This window comes from Amycolatopsis sp. NPDC104863, assembly GCF_055582965.1.
On the sequence record NZ_JBVJOW010000001.1, the window covers coordinates 736,768 to 758,749 of the forward strand.

The 21,982-nt window shown below is 74.0% G+C and carries 1 protein-coding gene; it reads left to right on the plus strand.

The window, feature by feature from the left end; translation table 11 throughout:
• Window positions 1–8 precede the first annotated feature (8 nt).
• On the plus strand, window positions 9–21,965 hold the full coding sequence (locus tag ACZ63J_RS03345; RefSeq protein WP_465399948.1) for an SDR family NAD(P)-dependent oxidoreductase: 21,957 nt from the start codon (window positions 9–11) through the stop codon (window positions 21,963–21,965).
• Window positions 21,966–21,982 lie beyond the last annotated feature (17 nt).

Here is a 21,982-nt window from a genome sequence, read left to right on the forward strand (position 1 = left end):
GGGACACCGTGGGTGAGAACGACAAGCTTCGCGACTACCTGACGCGAGTCACCGGCGAGCTGCAGCGCACGCGCGGCCGGCTGGCGGCGCTCGAGGAGCGCGCGGCCGAACCGATCGCGATCGTCGGGATGGGCTGCCGCTTCCCGGGCGGCGTCCGCTCCCCGGAACGGTTCTGGGAGCTGCTGACCGCGGGGGAGCACGGCATCACCGGCTTCCCGGCCGAACGCGGCTGGGACGTCGGCGGCCTCGTCGACCCCGACCCGGACCACCTCGGCACCAGCTACGTCGACCGCGGCGGTTTCCTCGACGGCGCCGACGAGTTCGACGCGGAGTTCTTCGGCATCTCGCCGCGCGAGGCCGTCTCGATGGACCCGCAGCAGCGGCTGCTGCTGGAGACGTCGTGGGAGGCCCTGGAACGCGGCGGCATCAACCCGGCGTCGCTGGCCGGCGGCCGCACCGGCGTGTTCGTCGGCACCAACGGCCAGGACTACGGCCGTGACCTCGCCAAGGGCGTCGAAGGCGTCGAGGGGTACCTCGGCACCGGCATCTCCGGCAGTGTCCTTTCCGGACGGATCTCCTACGTCCTCGGTGTCGAAGGCCCGTCGGTCACGGTCGACACGGCGTGCTCGGCGTCGCTCGTCACCCTGCACCTTGCGGTTCGCGCCCTGCGCGCCGGGGAGTGCGACCTGGCGCTTTCCGGTGGCGCCACGGTGATGGCGAGCCCGGACGCGTTCATCGAGTTCTCCCGCCAGCGCGGTCTCGCGCGCGACGGCCTGGTCAAGGCGTTCGCCGCCGGCGCCGACGGCACGGCGTGGGGTGAGGGCGCGGGCATGATCGTGCTGGAGCGCCTCTCCGACGCCCAGCGCCACGGCCACCACGTCCTCGCCGTCGTCCGCGGCACCGCCGTCAACTCCGACGGCGCGTCCAACGGCCTCACCGCCCCCAACGGCCCCTCGCAGCAGCGGGTCATCCGCCAGGCGCTGGCCGACGCGCGGCTGTCGGCCAAGGACGTCGACGTCATCGAGGCGCACGGCACCGGCACCACCCTCGGCGACCCCATCGAGGTCCAGGCGCTGCAGGCCACCTACGGCCGCGAGCGCGGCGGCCGCGGTCCGCTGCTGCTGGGCTCGGTCAAGTCGAACATCGGCCACACCCAGGCCGCCGCCGGGGTCGCGGGTGTGATCAAGATGGTGCTGGCGCTGCAGCACGGGCACCTTCCCGCGACCCTGCACGTCGACGCGCCGAGCACGCAGGTCGACTGGTCGCCGGGCACCGTCGAGCTGCTCACCGCCGCGCGCGAGTGGTCCGGTGAGGACACTCGCCGTGCCGGGGTGTCGTCGTTCGGCATCAGCGGGACGAACTCGCACGTCCTGCTGGAGCAGGCCCCGGTTCCCGAAGAGTCCACTGTGGACGCACCTGAGGTGCCGCCCCTGGTGCCGTGGGTCCTTTCCGGACACACCGAGGCGGCGTTGCGCGCCCAGGCGCGGGCGCTGCTGGACGTCGAGGGCGACCCGGTCGACATCGGCTGGTCCCTGGCCGCCACGCGCGCGACGTTCGACCACCGCGCCGTCGTCACCGGCGCCACTCTTGAGGAACTGCGGGCCGGGCTGTCGGCCGTCGCGGACGGTGCGACCAGCGGCGAAGCGGTCGGCGGGCAGCTCGCCGTCGCCTTCACCGGCCAGGGTTCCCAGCGGCTCGGCATGGGCCGCGAGCTGTACGACGCGTACCCGGCGTTCGCCGCGGCCTTCGACGAGGTGTGCGCGCTGCTGCCCGGCGTCCGCGAGATCGTCTTCGGCGAGAACGCCGACGCGCTGCAGGACACCGGGAACGCGCAGCCCGCGCTGTTCGCCCTGGAGGTCGCGCTCTACCGGCTCGTCGAGTCGTGGGGTGTGGTCCCCGAGTTCCTGATCGGCCACTCCGTCGGCGAGCTGGCCGCCGCGCACGTCGCCGGCGTCTGGTCCCTGGCCGACGCGGCCGAGCTGGTCGCCGCGCGTGGCCGTCTGATGAGCGCATTGCCGCGTGGCGGCGCGATGTGCGCGATCGAAGCCGACGAGGACGAGGTTCGCGCGGCGCTGGTGCCGGGTGCGGACATCGCCGCCGTCAATGGCCCGCGCGCGATCGTCGTGTCCGGCACTGAGGACGCCGTCCGGCAGGTCCAGGCGGTGTTCGCCGACCGCCGGACCAAGCAGCTCGCCGTGTCGCACGCGTTCCACTCCGCGCTGATGGACGGCATGCTCGCCGAGTTCGGCGAGGTCGCCCGCCGCATCACCTACCGGACGCCGAAGATCGCGCTGGTCTCGAACGTCACCGGTCACATCGCCGCCACCGCCGAGATCACCGATCCGGAGTACTGGGTCCGGCACGTCCGCGAGGCCGTGCGCTTCGCCGACGGCGTCCGCGCGCTGGTCGACGCCGGCGTCACCCGCTTCCTCGAACTGGGCCCGGACGGCGTCCTCTCGGCCGCGGGCCAGGACAGCGCGGACGGCCTGTTCGTCCCCGCCCTGCGCCGCGACCGTCCCGAGGTCGAGACGCTCGTCGCCGCGCTGGCCGCGGTGCACGTCCACGGCGGCAAGGTCGGCTGGGCCGCGATGCTCGCCGGCGGCCGGCGCGTCGACCTGCCCACCTACCCGTTCCAGCGCGCGAGCTACTGGCTGCCCGCGACGGCGTCCACCGGCGACGCCGCCGGGCTCGGCCTCGGCTCGATCGAGCACCCGCTGCTCGGCGCGGCGGTGTCCGTCGCCGACGCCGACGGGTTCCTGTTCACCGGCAGCCTGTCCCTGCGCACCCACCCGTGGCTGGCCGAGCACGCCGTGCACGGCCAGGTTGTCGTGCCCGGCACGGCGCTGGTCGAGCTGGCCGTCCGCGCCGCGGACGAGACCGGCCTGTCCGCGCTCGAAGAGCTGACCCTCCAGACGCCGCTGGTGCTCCCGGAGACCGGCGCGGTCCAGGTCCAGCTGTGGGCGGGTGCGCCGGAGGAGTCCGGCCGCCGCCCGCTGACCGTCCACTCGCGACCGCACGGCGCCGGAGACTGGACCCTGCACGCCACCGGCTCCCTTGCCAATGCGGAGCTTTCCCGTGAAAGCTCCGACCTGGGGGAGTGGCCGCCGCCGGGCGCCGAGGCCGTCTCCCTTGATGGTCGCTACGAAGAGCTGGCGGCCGCCGGGCTTGATTACGGCGAGACTTTCCAGTGCCTGCAAGGGGTCTGGCGGCTCGGCGACGACACCTACGCCGAGGTCGCGCTGCCCGACGCCGCCCGGGACCAGGCGGGCCGGTTCGGCCTGCACCCGGCGTTGCTCGACGCCGCTCTGCACGCCCTCGCCTCCGGGGACGGCCCCGCGCGGCTGCCGTTCGCGTGGAGCGACGTTGTCCTGCACGCTTCCGGGGCCGCCGAACTGCGCGTCAAGCTGACGCCGTCCGGCACCGACGCCGTGTCGCTGCAGGTCGCCGACGGCACCGGTGCGCCGGTCGCCACGGTCGGATCCCTGGTCGTGCGGCCGGTTTCGGCCGAGCAGCTGCGTCCGTCGGCGAGTGTCGACGGGCTCTACGAGGTGACCTGGCAGCCGATCGTCCCCACCGGCGACGTGCCGGGTCACGCGGACTGGCCGGAGGTCGCCGACGTTGTCGTCTTCCGTGCCTCCGGCGACGACGTGCGTGCGCTGACCGGCGAGACCCTCGACGTCCTCAAGACATTCCTCGCCGACGAGCGGTACGCCGACGTGAAGCTGCTCGTCCACACCGGACAGTCCGATGTGGACCCGGTTGCCGCCGCGGTGTGGGGCCTGGTGCGCAGTGCGCAGTCCGAACACCCAGGCCGGTTCCTTCTCGCCGACGCCGACGAGCTGACCGACGCCGTCCTCGCCGCGGGAGAACCGCAGGTCGCCGTGCGCGAAGGCGAGCTGCGTGTCCCGCGCCTGGTCACGCCCGAAGCCGCCGGACGGCTGCTGCCGCCGGCCGGGAACTGGCGCCTCGGCCTCGCGGGCAAGGGCACCTTCGACCACCTGACCCTGGAAGAGGTTCCCGAAGAGCCGCTGAGCCCGCTCGGCGTCCGCGTCAGCGTGCGCGCGGCCGGGCTGAACTTCCGCGACGTCCTCAACGCCCTCGGCATGTACCCCGGCGAGGCCGGGCTGCTCGGCAGCGAGTTCGCCGGAACCGTCCTCGAAGTCGGTGCCGACGTCGACGACCTGCACCCGGGCGACGAGGTCATGGGCCTCGTCTCGGGTGGCGCGGGTCCGATCGCCGTCGCCGAACGGCCGATGATCACCCGCAAGCCCGCGGACTGGACGTACGAACAGGCCGCGACGACGCCCCTGGTGTTCCTCACCGCCTACTACGCCCTGGTCGACCTCGCGGACCTGCGGGCGGGGGAGTCGATCCTCGTCCACGCGGCTGCCGGCGGCGTCGGCATGGCCGCCACGCAGCTCGCGCAGTACCTCGGCGCCGACGTCTACGGCACGGCCAGCGAGGGCAAGCAGCACATCCTCCGCGAGGCGGGCCTCGACGACGACCACATCGCTTCGAGCCGCACCCTGGAGTTCGAAGAGCGCTTCAGCGGCATCAACGTCGTCCTGAACGCCCTCGCGGGCGACTTCATCGACGCCTCCTTCCGCACGATGGCCCCCGGCGGCCGGTTCCTCGAGATGGGCAAGACCGACATCCGCGAGGGTGACGGCTACCAGGCGTTCGACCTGATCGACGCCGGTCCCGAGCGCACCGCGCAGATGTGGGACGCGCTGATCGAGCTGTTCGACTCCGGCGCGCTCAAGCCGTTGCCGGTGCGGTCCTGGGACGTCCGCGAAGCGCGTGAGGCGTTCCGGTTCCTCAGCCAGGCCAAGCACATCGGCAAGATCGCCCTCACCGTGCCGCGCGCCCTCGACACCGACCGCACGGTCCTGATCACCGGCGGCACCGGCGGCCTGGGCGCGCTGATCGCCCGGCACCTGGTGGAGAACCACGGCGTCCGGAAGCTGCTGCTCACCAGCCGTCGCGGCCCGGACGCCCCGGGCGCCGCGGACCTGCGCGCCGAACTCGACGCCGAGGTGGAGATCGTCGCCTGCGACGTCGCCGACCGCGACGCCGTGGCCGCGCTGCTCCAGGACGTCGACCTCACCGGCGTCGTCCACGCCGCCGGCGTCCTCGACGACGGCACCATCGACACCCTCACGCCCGAGCGTCTCGACTACGTGTTCGGCCCGAAGGTCGACGCGGCCCGGCACCTGCACGAGCTGGCCGGCGACGTCGACCTGTTCGTCACGTTCTCCTCGGCCGCCGGGGTCCTCGGCGCGCCCGGGCAGGGCAACTACGCTGCCGCCAACGCCTACCTCGACGCCCTCGCCGCGCACCGCCGCGCGCAGGGCCTCGCCGGGCAGTCGCTGGCCTGGGGGCCGTGGGCCGCGGGCATGGGTGAGGCGATGGGCGAGGCCCACCTGGCCCGCCTGCGCCAGAGCGGCACCCCGGCCCTGCCCGTCGCCGAAGGCCTCGCCCTCTTCGACGCGGCCCTGGCCGCCGGGTCGCCGTTGGCCGTGCCGGTGAAGCTGGACCTGCCGGTGCTGGCCGCGGCGGCCGCGTCCGAACCGCTGCCGCCGTTGCTCGGCACGCTGGTCAAGCCCGGCCGCCGGACCGCGAAGTCCGGTGGCGGCCAGGACTCGTCGCTCGCCCGGCGCCTGGCCACCTTGACCGAGGCCGAGCAGGACCGTGAGCTCCTCGACCTGGTCCGCACGCAGGTCGCGCTGGTGCTCGGGCACGTCACCGCGGCCACCGTCGAGCCCGGCCGCGGCTTCATGGACCTCGGTTTCGACTCGCTCACCGCCGTCGAGCTGCGCAACCGCCTCGGCGCCGCGACCGGCCTGCGGCTGCCCGCGACGGTCATCTTCGACCACCCGACCCCGGTCGCGCTCGCCGGGTACGTCCGGTCCGAGCTGCTCGGCGACCTCGCCGCCGGCCCGCGCACCCGCGCGCGGGTCGCGGCCGCCGACGAGCCGATCGCGATCGTCGCGACCAGCTGCCGGTTCCCCGGCGCGTCGACGCCGGAAGACCTGTGGCGCCTGGTCGTCGAAGGCCGCGAGGGCCTCAGCGAGTTCCCGACCGACCGCGGCTGGGACCTGGCGGCGCTCTTCGATCAGACGCCGGGCAAGCAGGGTGTCTCGCACACCCGCACCGGTGGGTTCCTGCCCGCCGCCGGTGACTTCGACCCCGAGTTCTTCGGCATCTCGCCGCGTGAAGCGCTGGCCATGGACCCGCAGCAGCGGCTCCTGCTGGAGATCGCCTGGGAGGCCTTCGAACGCGCGGGCATCGCGCCGAGCACCCTGCGCGGCAGCGACACCGGCGTGTTCACCGGTGCGATCTACCACGAGTACGCGTCACGCCTGACGAAGATCCCCGAGGAGGTCGAGGGGTTCCTCGGCACCGGCACGTCCGGCGCGATGATGGCCGGCCGCGTCTCCTACACCTTTGGCTTCGAGGGCCCGGCCGTCGCGGTCGACACGGCGTGCTCGTCGTCGCTGGTCGCGATGCACCTGGCGAGCCAGGCCCTGCGGTCCGGCGAGTGTTCGCTCGCGCTGGCCGGTGGCGTCACGATCATGGTCAACCCGGACCCGTTCGTCGACTTCAGCAAGCAGAACGCGATGGCCGTCGACGGCCGCTGCAAGGCCTTCTCCGACGGCGCCGACGGTGTCGCGTGGGGTGAGGGCGCCGGGTTCGTGCTGCTGGAGAAGCTGTCCGACGCGCGCCGCAACGGCCACCAGGTTCTCGCACTGCTCAAGGGATCCGCCGTCAACCAGGACGGCGCCTCCAGCGGCCTCACCGCACCCAACGGGCCCGCGCAGCAGCGCGTGATCCGCCAGGCGCTGGCCAACGCCGGACTGTCCACATCGGACGTCGACGTCGTCGAGGCGCACGGCACCGGCACCCGTCTCGGCGACCCGATCGAGGCCCAGGCCCTCCTGGCGACCTACGGCCAGGAGCGCGAAGAGCCGCTGCGGCTCGGCTCGGTGAAGTCCAACTTCGGCCACACGCAGGCCGCGGCGGGCGTCGCCGGGGTCATCAAGATGATCGAGGCCATGCGCCACGGCGTGGTCCCGGCGACCCTGCACGTCGACGCCCCGTCGGCCCAGGTCGACTGGGAGACCGGCGCGATCCGCGTCGCCACCGGCGTCGAGCCGTGGCCGGAGACCGGCCGTCCGCGCCGGTCCGGTGTCTCGTCGTTCGGCTTCAGCGGCACCAACGCGCACGTCGTGCTGGAGCACGTCCCGGCCGAGGAGGTCACAGCCGTCGGGGTTGCGCCCGCGGTTCTGCCGTGGGTCCTTTCCGGACGGTCCGAAGAGGCGCTGCGGGCCCAGGCCGCGCGGCTGGCCAACGTCACCGCCGAACCGCTCGACGTCGCGTGGTCACTGGCCACGGCCCGCACCGCCCACGAGCGGCGTGCGGTCGTCGTCGGCACCGACCCCGCCGTGCTGCGGGCCGGGCTGGCCGCGTTCGCCGACACCGGCCGGGCGGCCAACGTCGTCACCGGCCGCGCGGTCACCGGACGGCTCGCCGCGCTGTTCACCGGTCAGGGCTCCCAGCGCCCCGGCATGGGTGACGCGCTGGCCGAGGCGTTCCCGGTGTTCGCCGCCGCGTATGCCGAGGTCCGGGCGCTGCTGCCGGGCCTCGGTGAGGACATCAACCGCACTGGCACCGCCCAGCCTGCGATCTTCGCCCTCGAAGTCGCGCTGTACCGGCTCTTCGAGTCCTGGGGCGTGGCGCCGGACGTCCTCGCCGGGCACTCCATCGGCGAGATCGCCGCCGCGCACGTCGCCGGAGTGTTCTCCCTGGAAGACGCCGCGAAGCTGGTCGAGGCGCGCGGCCGGCTGATGGAGGCGCTGCCCGAGGGCGGCGCGATGGTCGCGATCGAGGCCACCGAGGCCGAGGTCGCCGACGTTCTCTCCGACGAGGTTTCGCTGGCCGCGGTCAACGGCCCCACCGCTGTCGTGCTTTCCGGTGTGGACAGTGCACTGCGGACGGTCGCCGCACAGTTCGCCCGCGATGGTCGTCGCACCAAGCACCTCGTGGTGTCCCACGCGTTCCACTCGGCGCTGATGGAGCCGATGCTGGCGGAGTTCGACGCCGTCGCGCGGTCGCTGACCTACGCCGAGCCGCGCCTCCCGATCGTCTCCACGGTCACGCCCGACGCCGACTTCACCGACCCGGCCTACTGGGTGACCCATGTCCGCGAGACCGTCCGGTTCGCCGACGCGGTCGAGCGCCTGGCCGCCGACGGCGTCACGACGTTCCTCGAGCTCGGCCCGGACGCCGTCCTCGCCGCGATGGGCCCGGACAGCGCTCCCGACGCCGCGTTCGTCCCGGCGCTGCGCAAGGACCAGGAGGAGGCCCGCGCGGCCGTCTCCGCCCTCGGCGCGATCCACGCCGCGGGCGCACCGGTCGACTGGACCCGCTTCTTCGCCGAGAGCGGCGCGCGCCCGGCGTCCCTGCCGACATACGCCTTCCAGCGCCGCCGGTTCTGGCTGCTTGCCCCGCCGGGCGGCGGCGACGCCACGGCGCTGGGCCTCGGCGCGCTCGACCACCCGCTGCTCGGCGCTGCCGTCGCGCTGCCCGAACGCGGCGGCCTGGTCCTGACCGGACGGCTCTCGCTCGACGAGCAGCCGTGGCTGGCCGGGCACCAGATCCGCGGCACGGTCCTGCTGCCGGGCACGGCGTTCGCCGAACTGGCCGTCCGCGCCGGCGACGAGGCCGGGTGCGGCGAAGTCGAAGAGCTGACGCTGCAGGCCCCGCTCGTCCTCACCACCACGCCGGTCCACTTGCGAGTGTCCCTTTCGGACGCCGACGACTCCGGCCGCCGCACCCTCGCGATCCACTCCCGCCCCCAGGACGCCGACACCGACTGGGACCTGCACGCGACCGGCTCGCTCCTCCCCGAAGCGGAGCTTTCCCGTGAAAGCTCGGCCCAGTGGCCGCCCGCGGGAGCCGAGGCCGCCAACCTGGAGGGCTTCTACACGACTCTCGCCGACGCCGGGCTCGGCTACGGCGATCCCTTCCGGGGTCTGCAGGCCGCCTGGCGCCTCGGTGACGACGTCTTCGCCGAGGTCGCGCTGCCGGACGGCACCGAGGTCACCGGCTTCGGCCTGCACCCGGCGCTGCTCGACGCTGTCCTGCACGCCGTCGGCCTGACCGGCGGCCCGGCCCGGCTGCCGTTCTCGTGGACCGGGCTGCGGCTGCACGCCACCGGCGCGAGCACGCTCCGGGCGAAGCTCACGCCCGCCGGGCCGGATGCCTTCTCGCTGACCGTCACCGACGGCACCGGCGAGCCGGTCCTGACCGCGGCCTCCCTGAGCCTGCGCCCGGTCGGCGACGCCCCGCTGGCCTCCACGGCCGGCGACGCGGTGTTCACTGTGGACTGGATCCCGGTGGCCCTGCCCTCGGACGCACCCGAAGTTGATGTGCTCGAAGGGATTTCGGCCGACACCGTGCTCGCCGAGCTGCAGGAACGGCTCGCCGGAGAGGGCCAGGTCGTTGTGCACGTCCCGGGCGACACCCCGGCGCACGCCGCCGTCGCCGGGCTCGTCCGCAGCGCCCAGGCCGAGTACCCGGACCGCCTGGTCCTGGTCCACGGCACCGGCGACCTCGCGGCGGCCGCGGCCACCGGTGAGCCCGAGATCGCCTTCACCGATGACGGTCCACGTGTTCCCCGCCTGGCGCGGGCCCGCGCGACCGGCGACCCGGACTGGACCCTCGACGGAACCGTTCTGGTCACCGGCGGCACCGGCGGACTCGGCGCCCAGGTCGCGCGGCGGCTCGTCGAGCGCCACGGCGTCCGGCACCTGCTGCTCGTCGGCCGCCGCGGCGGGGACGCCCCCGGCGCGGACGACCTGCGCCGCGAGCTGACCGAGCTCGGCGCCGAGGTGACGTTCGCCGCGTGCGACGTCACCGACCGCGACCAGCTGCAGTCCGTGCTCGCGCTGGTCCCGGCCGAGCTGACCGGCGTTGTGCACGCGGCCGGTGTCCTCGACGACGGCGTCTTCACTTCGATGACGCCCGAGCGCCTGGCCGCCGTCGCGGGCCCGAAGGCCGTCGCGGCGCAGCACCTGCACGAGCTGACCAGCGGCCTCAAGCTGTTCGTCACGTTCTCCTCGATCGCGGGCGCCCTCGGCGCACCGGGGCAGGCGAACTACGCAGCCGCCAACGGGTTCCTCGACGGCCTCGCCGCCCGGCGCCGTGCGGAAGGCCTCCCGGCGACGTCGATCGCCTACGGCCTCTGGGAAACCGGCATGGGCGACGGCCGCGGCGGTTCCGGCTTCACGCCGCTGCCGGTCGACGCCGGGCTGGAGCTGTTCGACCTCCTGGCCCTCGGTGACGACCCGCGCCCGGTCGCGACGCGGCTCGACCTCCCGGCGTTGCGCGCGGCCGAAGTCCCGCACGTCCTGCGCGGCCTGGTCCGGACCCGCCGTCGCACCGCCGGCGTCGCCGAAGCGGGCGGGTTGCGCGAGCGCCTGGCCGGGCTGCCGGCGTCCGAGCAGACGCGGCTGCTGACCGAGCTGGTCCGCACCGAAGCCGCGATGGTGCTCAGCCACACGAGCCCTGACGCCGTCGAGGCCGACCGCGCGTTCGGCGACCTCGGGTTCGACTCGCTCACCGCCGTCGAGTTCCGCAACCGCCTCGGCACGGCCACCGGCCTGCGGCTGCCCGCGACGCTGACGTTCGACCACCCGACCCCGCTCGCCCTGGCCGCGTTCCTGCTCGCGGAGCTGCTGGGCGCGGAGGACGAGCCGGTCAAGCCGACGTTCACCCCGGCGCGGTCCGGCGACGACCCGATCGTCATCGTCGGCATGGCCTGCCGCTACCCGGGCGGCGTGACGTCGCCGGAAGAGCTGTGGGACCTGGTGTCCGGCGGCCGTGACGGCGTCACGCGGTTCCCCGAGGACCGCGGCTGGGACGTCGACGGCATCTACGACCCCGACCCCGACCGCCCCGGCAAGACCTACACCCGCGAAGGCGGCTTCCTCCACGACGCCGGCTACTTCGACCCGGAGTTCTTCGGCATCTCCCCGCGGGAAGCCCTCGCGATGGACCCGCAGCAGCGGCTCCTGCTGGAGACGTCGTGGGAGGCCCTGGAGCGCTCGGGCACCGACCCGGCGTCGCTCAAGGGCAGCCCGACCGGCGTGTTCGCCGGCGTGATGTACCACGACTACGGCACCCGGCTCGGCGACGTGCCCGACGACGTCGAGGGTTTCCTCGGCACCGGCACGTCCGGCAGCGTCCTGTCCGGGCGTGTCGCCTACACGCTCGGCCTGGAGGGCCCGGCGGTCTCGGTCGACACGGCGTGCTCGTCGTCGCTGGTCGCGTTGCACTGGGCCATGCAGGCCCTGCGCTCCGGTGAGTGCTCGCTGGCATTGGCGGGCGGTGTGACCGTGATGGCGACGCCGGAGACGTTCATCGGCTTCTCCCGCCAGCGCGGCCTCGCCGCCGACGGCCGCTGCAAGTCCTTCTCGGCCGACGCCGACGGGACCGGCTGGGCCGAGGGCGCGGGCATGCTCGTGCTGGAGCGGATGTCGGACGCGCGGCGCAACGGGCACCGGATTCTGGCTGTGGTGCGCGGTTCCGCGGTGAACTCCGACGGCGCGTCCAACGGCCTGACGGCGCCCAACGGTCCGTCCCAGCAGCGGGTGATCCGTCAGGCGCTGGCTGCTGCGGGGGTCGAGTCGTCCACTGTGGACGCCGTCGAGGCGCACGGGACCGGCACCACGCTTGGTGACCCGATCGAGGCGCAGGCTTTGCTGGCCACCTATGGCCGTGAGCGGGACGCCGAGCCGTTGTACCTCGGCTCGGTGAAGTCCAACTTCGGGCACACCCAGGCCGCTGCCGGTGTTGCCGGGATCATCAAGATGGTCCAGGCCATGCACCACGGTGTCCTCCCGCCGTCGTTGCACCTGGGGGAGCGGACGCCGCACGTCGACTGGGAAGCCGGCGATGTCACGCTGCTGGCCGAGGGGCGGGCGTGGCCGGAGACCGGGCGGGCGCGGCGCAGTGCCGTGTCGTCGTTCGGGATCAGCGGGACCAACGCGCACGTCATCCTGGAGCAGGCTCCCACTGTGGCGCCGGTTTCGCGCTCGGTGACGCCGCCTCCTTTGGTGCCGTGGGTGCTGTCCGGTCGCAGTGACGAGGTCTTGCGCGAGCAGGCTGCCCGACTGCGGGACGTCGAGGGCGAGCCTGTTGATGTCGGCCTTTCGCTGGCCACCACTCGTACTGCGCACGATCGCCGTGCCGTGATTCTTGGTGATCTCCGGTCTGGTTTGGACGCTCTGGCGTCCGGTGTGGACAGTGACTTCGTTGTCTCGGGACGTGTCCTGCCTGGACGGACCGCGTTCCTGTTCACCGGCCAAGGTTCGCAGCGGGTCGGCATGGGATCCGGGCTGTACGAGGCGTTCCCGGTCTTCGCTGCCGCCTACGACGAGGTCCGGGCGTTGTTGCCGGAGATCGGCGAGAACCTCGACCGGGCCGGCAACGCGCAGCCCGCGATCTTCGCCCTGGAAGTCGCGCTGTACCGGCTCGCGGAGTCGTGGGGGATCGTGCCCGACTTCGTCGCCGGGCACTCGATCGGCGAGATCGCCGCGGCACACGTCGCCGGGGTGCTGTCGCTCGAGGACGCGGCCAAGCTCGTCGAGGCGCGGGGACGGCTGATGGAGGCGCTGCCCGAGGGCGGCGCGATGGTCGCCGTGCAGGCGTCCGAAGAGGAGGTTCGTGAGCACCTGACGCCGAAGGTTTCGCTGGCTGCGGTCAACGGGCCGAACGCCGTGGTGCTGTCCGGGGCCGCGTCGCCGACGCTCAAGCTCGCCAAGAAGTTCGAGAAGCTCGGCCGGCGGACCAAGCGCCTGGAGGTCTCGCACGCGTTCCACTCGGCGCTGATGGAGCCGATGCTCGACGAGTTCGCCGCGGTCGTGCGGGAGCTGGAGTTCTCCGCGCCGCGGATCCCGTTCGTGTCCACTGTGGATGGGTCGCGGACCGATCGGGTCGCCGAGCCGGAGTACTGGGTCGAGCACGTCCGCGCGACCGTCCGGTTCGCCGACGGCCTCTCGTGGCTGCGCGAGGCCGGGGTGTCGAAGTTCCTCGAGGTCGGCCCGGCCGCGGTCCTCACGGCTTTGGCCGCTGACGACGGCTTCGCGGCCTCGTTCCTGCGCGCCGACCGCGACGAAGCCACCACGGCGTTGACAACGCTGGCCGCCGCGCACACCCGCGGTGTCCCGGTCGACTGGGCCGCCGTCTTCCGTCCCACCGGCGCCCGGGTGGTCGACCTGCCGACGACGGTGTTCGACCGCCGCCACTACTGGCTGGCCGCCGGAACCGGCGCAGGCGACGTCCGCGCCGCCGGGCTCCAGACGGCCGGGCACCCGCTGCTCGGCGCGGCGGTCCCGTTCGCCGACGGCGAGGGCTGGGTCCTCACCGGACGGCTCTCGACGGCCACGCACTCGTGGCTGGCCGGGCACGCCGCGTTCGGCGAGGTCCTGGTGCCGGGCACCGGCCTGCTGGAGCTGGCCATCCGTGCCGGCGACGAGGCCGGGTGCGCGGGTGTCGAGGAGCTGACCCTCGCGGCGCCGCTGGTGCTGCGCGGGACGGTCGACGTCCAGGTGCTCGTCGGCGCGGCCGATGCGGCTGGACGGCGTCCGGTCTCGATCCACTCGCGCGCCGCGGAGGGGGAGTGGACCGAACACGCTTCCGGCACCCTCACTCCCGAGCCTTCCCGGGAAAGCTCGGGGCTCACCGAGTGGCCGCCGGCCGCCGAGCCGGTTGCGTTGGACGGGCTCTACGCGGACATGGCCGCGGCGGGTCTGGACTACGGGCCGCCGTTCCGCGGCCTCACCGCCGCGTGGCGCGCCGGGGACACGGTGTTCGCCGAGGTGGAGCTGCCGGAGGGCACGGACGTCGACGGCTTCGGCCTGCACCCGGCCCTGCTCGACGCGGCCCTGCACACCCTGGGCCTGCTGCCCGGCGAGGGGACGCGGTTGCCGTTCCTGTTCGGTGACGTCACTTTGCACGCGACCGGCGCTTCTGCGCTGCGGGTGCGGGTTACGCAGTCCGGGACGGACACGGTGTCGGTCCTGGCCACGGACGCCACGGGCGCCCCGGTGGCAACGCTCGGCACGGTCACGGTTCGGGTCGCGGAGGCCCCGCGGGCGCAGGGCACGGACTCGCTGTACGAGCTGACCTGGGTCGAGGTCCCGGCCGGAGAGGTCGGTGACGTGACCACGCAGGTGTTCACGGCACCGGACAGCGAGCCGCACGAGGCATTGGCCGCGACGCTGACGGCGGTCCAGGAGTTCCTGGCGGACGACCAGCTCGCCGACACGCGGATGGTCATCCACACGGGCGATAACCCGGCCGGGGCGGCGGTCCGCGGCTTGGCCCGCAGCGCGGCTTCGGAGCACCCGGACCGGTTCGTGGTGGTCGAGGGCACCCCCCTCGGTGGCGATGCTGACGCCCGAACTGGCGGCGAGGCTGCCGGGACTGGCGGCGAGGCTGCTCGGATCGGTGGCGAGGCCGCCCAGCCCGGCAGCGAGGCCGCCCAGCCCAGCAGCGGTGGTGCCGCCCAGATCGGTGGCGAGGCCGCCCAGACCGGTGGCGAGGTCGCCCGGACCGGCGGCGCGGGCGGCGGCGAAGCCGCCGACCGCATCCGCGCCGAGGTCGCCCTGGCCCTGGCCACCGGCGAACCCCAGATCCGCATCCGCAACGGCATCACCGAAGCCCCCCGCCTCGCCCGCACCACCACCGGCGACCCCGCGACCTGGGGTGAAGGCACCGTCCTCATCACAGGCGGCACCGGCGGCATCGGCGCAGCCATCGCCCGCCACCTGACCGCCACCCAGAACGTCACCCTGGTCCTCACCAGCCGCCGAGGTCTCGACGCCCCCGGTGCGAAGGAACTCGCGGAAGAACTCGGCGCCCAGGTCGTAGCCTGCGACGTCGCCGACCGCGAAGCCCTCGAAACGCTGGTCAACGGCATCGAGGACCTCACCGGCATCGTCCACGCGGCCGGCGTCCTCGACGACGGCATCCTCACCGAGCTCACCCCTGGGCGGTTCGAAGCCGTCCTCCGCCCCAAGGCCGACGCGGCCGAAACCCTCCACGAGCTGACCAAGGACAAACCGCTCACCCAGTTCGTCCTCCTGTCCTCGGTCTCCGGCATCCTCGGCGGCCCCGGCCAGGCGAACTACGCCGCGGCCAACGCCCTCCTCGACAACCTCGCCCAACGGCGTCACGCCGAAGGCCTCCCGGCGACTTCACTCGCCTACGGCCTCTGGGCCAACGGCATGGGCAACCAGTCCAACCTCGACCGGCTGGCCCGCGCGGGATTCGGAGCCCTGACCGAAACCGAAGGCCTGGCCCTGTTCGACGCCGCCCTGGCCGCCGGAACCCCGGTTCCGGTGCCGGTCAAGCTCGACCTGCCGACCCTGCGGACCCTCGCCCGGACCACCGAACCGCCGTCGGTGCTGCGCGGGCTGGTGAAGGTCCCGAAGCGACGCGGTGCCGCCAACGCCGCAGCCGCCGCGGGACTCGCCGCCACCCTCGCGCGGCTCTCGCCCGCCGACCAGCAGACGCACCTGCTCGACCTCGTGCGCGGGCACGTCGCCGGCGTGCTCGGGCACGGGACCGCCTCCGTCGAGGCCGGGCGCGCCTTCACCGAGCTGGGCTTCGACTCGCTCACCGCCGTCGAGCTGCGCAACCGCCTCGGCGAGGCGACCGGGCTGCGGCTGCCCGCCACCCTCGTCTTCGACCACCCGACGCCGCTCGACCTGGCCACCCACGTCCGGGCCGAGCTGGTCGGCGAGACCGAAACGACCGAGACGCCGACCGTGGTCGCCTCGGACGAGCCCATCGCCATCGTCGCCATGAGCTGCCGGTTCCCCGGGGGCGTCAGCTCGCCCGAGGACCTGTGGCGCCTGGTCGCCGACGGGACCGACGCCATCACGCCGTTCCCCGCCGACCGCGGCTGGGACCTCGACCGGCTCTACAACCCCGACCCGGACCACCCCGGCACGTCGTACGCCCGCGAAGGCGGCTTCCTGCTCGACGCCGCCGACTTCGACGCCGAGTTCTTCGGCATCTCGCCGCGGGAGGCGCTCACCGTCGACCCGCAGCAGCGCCTGCTGCTGGAGACAGCGCACGAGGCGTTCGAGCGCGCCGGCATCGACCCGGTGAGCCTCAGGGGCAGCGCCACCGGCGTCTTCGCCGGTGTCATGTACGACGACTACGCCTCCCGCCTGCCGTCCACCCCGGACGGCATGGAAGGCCTGCTCGGCACGGGAAGCGCGAGCAGCGTCCTGTCCGGCCGCGTCGCCTACACCTTCGGGCTCGAAGGCCCGGCCGTCTCCGTCGACACGGCGTGCTCGTCGTCGCTGGTCGCCCTGCACTGGGCGGCACAGGCGTTGCGCTCCGGCGAGTGCACGCTCGCCCTGGTCGGCGGCGCGACCGTCATGTCCAGCCCCAACCCCTTCATCGAGTTCTCCCGCCAGCGCGGCCTCGCCGCCGACGGCCGCTGCAAGCCCTTCGCGGCCGCCGCCGACGGCACCGCCTGGGCCGAGGGGGCCGGGTTCCTGCTCCTCGAACGGCTTTCCGAGGCCAAGCGCAACGGACGCCGGATCCTCGCCGTCGTCAAGGGTTCCGCCGTGAACTCCGACGGCGCGTCCAACGGCCTCACCGCTCCCAACGGGCCGTCCCAGAAGCGGGTCATCCGCCGCGCGCTGGCGGCGTCCGGAGTGGACTCGTCCACTGTGGACATCGTCGAGGCGCACGGCACCGGCACCGCGCTCGGTGACCCGATCGAAGCGCAGGCGCTGCTGGCCACCTACGGCCAGGACCGCGACGAGCCGCTCTGGCTCGGCTCGGTCAAGTCGAACATCGGCCACACGCAGGCCGCGGCCGGCGTCGCCGGGATCATCAAGATGGTCGAGGCCATGCGCCACGGCGTCCTGCCCGCGACCCTGCACGTCGACGAGCCGTCGCCGCACGTCGACTGGAGCGAGGGTGAGGTCCGGCTGCTCACCGAGGCACGGCCGTGGCCGGATGCCGGACGTCCGCGCCGCGCGGCGGTCTCGTCGTTCGGCATCAGCGGCACCAACGCCCACGTCGTGCTGGAGCAGGCCCCCGACCAGCCCGCGCCGGCCCGGACTCCCGAGCCGCCCGCATTGCTGCCGTGGGTCCTGTCCGCCCGCACCGAAGACGGGCTGCAGGCGCAGGCGGAACGGCTGCTCGGCACCGTCGGGTTCGAAGACCCCCTCGACATCGCCTACTCGCTGGCGACCACGCGCACCGCGTTCGAGCGGCGCGCCGTGCTCACCGGCGACGTCCGGGCCGGGCTGGCCGCCCTCGCCGGCGGCCGTGCCGGTTCCGGTGTGGTCACCGGCCGGGCGGTCGACGGGAAGCTCGCCTTCCTGTTCACCGGCCAGGGTTCGCAGCGGGCCGGGATGGGAACCGGGCTCTACGAGGCGTTCCCGGTCTTCGCCGCGGCCTACGACGAGGTCCTGGCGTTGCTGCCGGGCCTCGGCGAGGACATCAACCGCACCGGCACCGCGCAGCCGGCGATCTTCGCCCTCGAGGTCGCGCTGTTCCGGCTGGTCGAGTCGTGGGGCATCCGTCCCGACTTCCTCGCCGGACACTCGATCGGCGAGATCGCCGCGGCCCACGTCGCCGGGGTCTTCTCCCTGGAGGACGCCGCGAAGCTCGTCGAGGCGCGGGGACGGCTGATGGAGGCGCTGCCCGAGGGTGGCGCGATGGTCGCCGTCCAGGCGAGCGAGGACGAGGTCGCGGAGTTCCTCTCCGCCGAGGTCGGCCTGGCCGCCATCAACGGCCCGAACGCCGTCGTCCTGTCCGGTGTGGACGGTCCGGTGCACGCCGCCGCCGCGGCGCTCGCCGAACGCGGCCGCCGCACCAAGGGCCTGGTCGTCTCGCACGCCTTCCACTCCGTGTTGATGGAACCGATGCTGGCCGAGTTCGAGGCGGTCGCGCGGTCGATCGACTACACCGAGCCGTCCATCCCGGTCGTCTCCACCCTCACGGGGCGCCACGCCGACGAACTGACCGACCCGGGCTACTGGGTGCGGCACGTGCGGGAGCCGGTCCGGTTCGCCGACGGCGTCCGTGCGCTCACCGAAGCCGGTGTCACGCGCTTCGCCGAGCTGGGCCCGGACGGCGTGCTCTCGGCCATGGGCCTCGACAGCGCCCCGGACGCGGTGTTCGTCCCGGTCCTGCGCAAGGACCGCGACGAGCGGCAGACCGCCGAGACGGCGTTCGCGAAGCTCGTCACGGCCGGCACGCGCATCGACTGGACGGCGTTCTTCGCGGGCACCGGCGCCCGCGAGGTTCCGCTGCCGACGTACGCCTTCCAGCGCGAGCGGTTCTGGCTCGACGCACCCGCGGGCACCGGCGACGCCGCCGGGCTGGGCCTGGCCGCGGCCGGGCACCCGCTGCTCGGCGCGACCGTCCCGACCGCGGGGGAGGACGGCCTGGTCGCCTACGGCCGGCTGTCCCGCGCGGCCCAGCCGTGGCTCGCCGACCACGCCGTGCTCGGCACCGTCCTGGTCCCGGGTGCGGCCCTGGTCGAGCTGGCCGTGCGGGCCGGCGCCGAGCTCGGCTGCGGCCGGCTGGCCGAGCTGACCCTGGCCGCGCCGGTGGTGCTGCCGGAGTCCGGCGGCCTGTCGGTGCAGGTCGTGGTCGGCGCGCCGGACGGCGACGGCCGCCGTCCGGTGTCGATCCACACCCGGCGCCCGGACGCCCCGGCCGGGGAGCCGTGGACCGCCCACGCCACCGGCCTGCTCGCCACCGGCGAGGGCCACCCGGCCGCTCAGGAGAGCCAGTGGCCGCCCGCGGGTGCGGAAGCCCTCGACGTCACCGAGCTGTACCCGGGGCTCGCCGAGGCGGGCCTGCAGTACGGGCCGGTGTTCCAGGGCCTCACGGCTGCGTGGCAGAACGGCGATGAGGTCTACGCCGATCTCGAACTGCCCTCGGTCGCGCACAGCGACGCCGCGCAGTTCGGCCTGCACCCCGCGCTGCTCGACTCCGCGCTGCACGCCATCGGCCTGCTGCCGACCGGGGACGCCCCGGCCACGCGGCTGCCGTTCCTCTGGCGGGACGTCGTCCTGCACGCGGCCGGCGCCACCGCCGCCCGCGTCCGGGTCGCCAAGGCCGGGGACGACGCCGTCCGCCTGGAGCTCACCGACGGCGGCGGCGCCCCGGTGCTGACCGTCGGCGCGTTGCTGCTACGCGAGGTCACCGACCTCGGCCCGCAGACGTCCGACGCGCTGTTCCGGCTCGGCTGGGCCCCGGTCGTGAACGAGCCCGGAACCGTGGCCCCGCACGAAGTCCTGGACGCGGTGCCGAACGGCGAGACCACCCCGGTGGCCACGCACACCCTCCTCACCGAGACCCTGGCGAAGCTGCAGGAATGGCTCGCGAAGGAAAGCGACGCCGTCTTGGTGGTCCGGACGGAGAACGCCGTCGCAGTGTCCACTTCGGACACCGTCGACCCGGCCGCCGCCGCGGTGTGGGGCCTGGTCCGCAGTGCCCAGTCCGAACACCCCGACCGTTTGACCCTGGTCGACGCGGCCGAGCTGGACGTCCAGGCCGCGCTCGCCGTCCAAGGCGACGAGACGCAGCTGGCCGTCCGCGACGGGGTGGTCCACGCCGCCCGGCTGCTGACCGCGGCGTCGTCGAACGACCTCGTGCCGCCGTGGCACGAGCCCGGCTGGCGCCTCGACAGCGTCGAGAAGGGCACCCTGGAGCGGTTCTCGTTCGAGCCGTTCCCGGAGGCCGTCGGCGAGCTGCTGCCGGGGGAGGTCCGGATCGCCACCCGCGCGGCCGGCACCAACTTCCGCGACGTGCTCAACGTCCTCGGCATGTACCCGGGTGACGCGGGCCGGATCGGCTACGAGGCCGCGGGTGTGGTCGTCGAGGTCGGGTCCGAAGTGGACGACCTGCAGGTCGGGGACCGCGTGATGGGCCTGGTGCACGGCGGGTTCGGCCCGCTCACCTTCGCCGACCGCGCGCTGCTGGCCCCGGTCCCGGACGGCTGGACGTTCGAAGAGGCCGCGTCGGTGCCGCTGGTGTTCCTCACCGCCTACTACGCGCTGACCGACCTCGGCGCGCTGAAGGCGGGGGAGTCGGTGCTCATCCACGCCGCCGCCGGTGGGGTCGGCATGGCCGCGACGCAGCTGGCCAAGCACCTGGGTGCCGAGGTCTACGGCACCGCGAGCGAAGGCAAGTGGGACGTCCTGCGCGAAGCGGGGATGGACGACGGCCACCTCGCGTCGTCGCGGACCTTGGACTTCGAGGAGAAGTTCCTGGCCACCAGCGGCGGCCACGGCGTCGACGTCGTGCTCAACGCGCTCACCGGGGAGTTCATCGACGCCTCGATGCGCCTGTTACCGCGTGGTGGGCGGTTCGTGGAAATGGGGAAGACCGACGTCCGTCCGGACGGCGGCGGCGAGGGGCACCATCCCGGTGTGACCTACCGGGCGTTCGACGTGATCGAAGCGGGGAACGACCGGATCGCGCGGATCTGGGAGGAGCTGATCGTGTTGTTCGAAGCAGGCGCGCTCAAGCCGCTGCCCATCCGCACCTGGGACCTGCGCCGGGCCCCCGAGGCCCTGCGGTACCTCAGCCAGGCCAAGCACGTCGGCAAGGTCGTCCTGACCATCCCGCGGCGCCCCGAAGGCACCGTGCTGGTCACCGGCGGCACCGGCGGGCTGGGTGCGGTCCTGGCCCGGCACCTGGTCACCCGCCACGGTGTCACCGACCTGGTGCTCACCAGCCGTCGCGGCCCGGACGCCCCGGGCGCGGCCGAGCTGGCCGAAGAGCTCACCGGGCTGGGCGCGACCGTGCGGATCGAGGCGTGCGACGCCGCCGACCGCGCCGCGCTGGCCGCCGTGCTCGACCGGACCCCGGACCTCGGCGGCGTGATCCACGCGGCCGGCGTCCTCGACGACGGACTGCTCACCGCGCTCACCCCCGAGCGCCTCGAGAAGGTGCTGCGGCCCAAGGTCGACGCGGCCTGGAACCTCCACGAGCTGACCCGCGACCGTGACCTGGCGATGTTCGTGCTGTTCTCCTCGGCCGCCGGGGTGCTCGGCGCGCCGGGCCAGGCCAACTACGCCGCGGCCAACACCTTCCTCGACGGCCTGGCCCAGCACCGCCGGGGCCTCGGGCTGCCCGCGACGTCACTCGCCTTCGGTCTCTGGGCCGACGGCATGGGCGACACCGCGGACAGCGCCCGGATGGGCCGCGACGGCATCGGCAGCTTCGCCCCCGCCGAAGGCCTGGAGCTGTTCGACCAGGCGAGTGTGCTGGCCGAGCCGGTGTCCGTGCCGGTGAAGATCGACCTCGCCGGCCTGCGGGCCGAGCCGGGGCCGGTGCCCCCGCTGCTGCGCGGGCTGGTGCGCGGATCCGTCCGCCGCGCCGCCCCGATGGCCGCGGCGGCCCAGGCCGACGGGCTCAAGCGCAAGCTGACCGGGCTGTCGCAGCAGGACGCCGAAATGGTCCTGCTGACCGTGGTCCGCGGCCAGGCCGCGGCCGCGCTCGGGCACACCGGGGCCGACGCGATCGAGCCCGGCCGGGCGTTCACCGAGCTCGGCTTCGACTCGCTGACCGCGGTCGAGCTGCGCAACGGCCTCGACGCGGCCACCGGGCTGCGCCTGCCCGCGACGCTGATCTTCGACTACCCGACCCCGGACGCGCTGGCGAAGTTCCTCCAGTCCGAAGTGGTCCCGGCCGCGGCGGCGACGCCGGAAACCGGCCTGGGCGCCGGGATCGACCGGCTCGCCGCCGAGCTGTCCACTGTGGACGTCTCGACGGCCGACGGCGCCGCGGTGGAGGCGAAGCTGCGGCAGCTGGTCTCGCTCTGGCAGGAGCGGACCCGTCCGGCCGCCGGGGACGACCTCGAAGTGGAGACCATCGACGACATGTTCGCCTTGCTGGACAACGAACTCTGACCCCGGCCCGGCCCTGC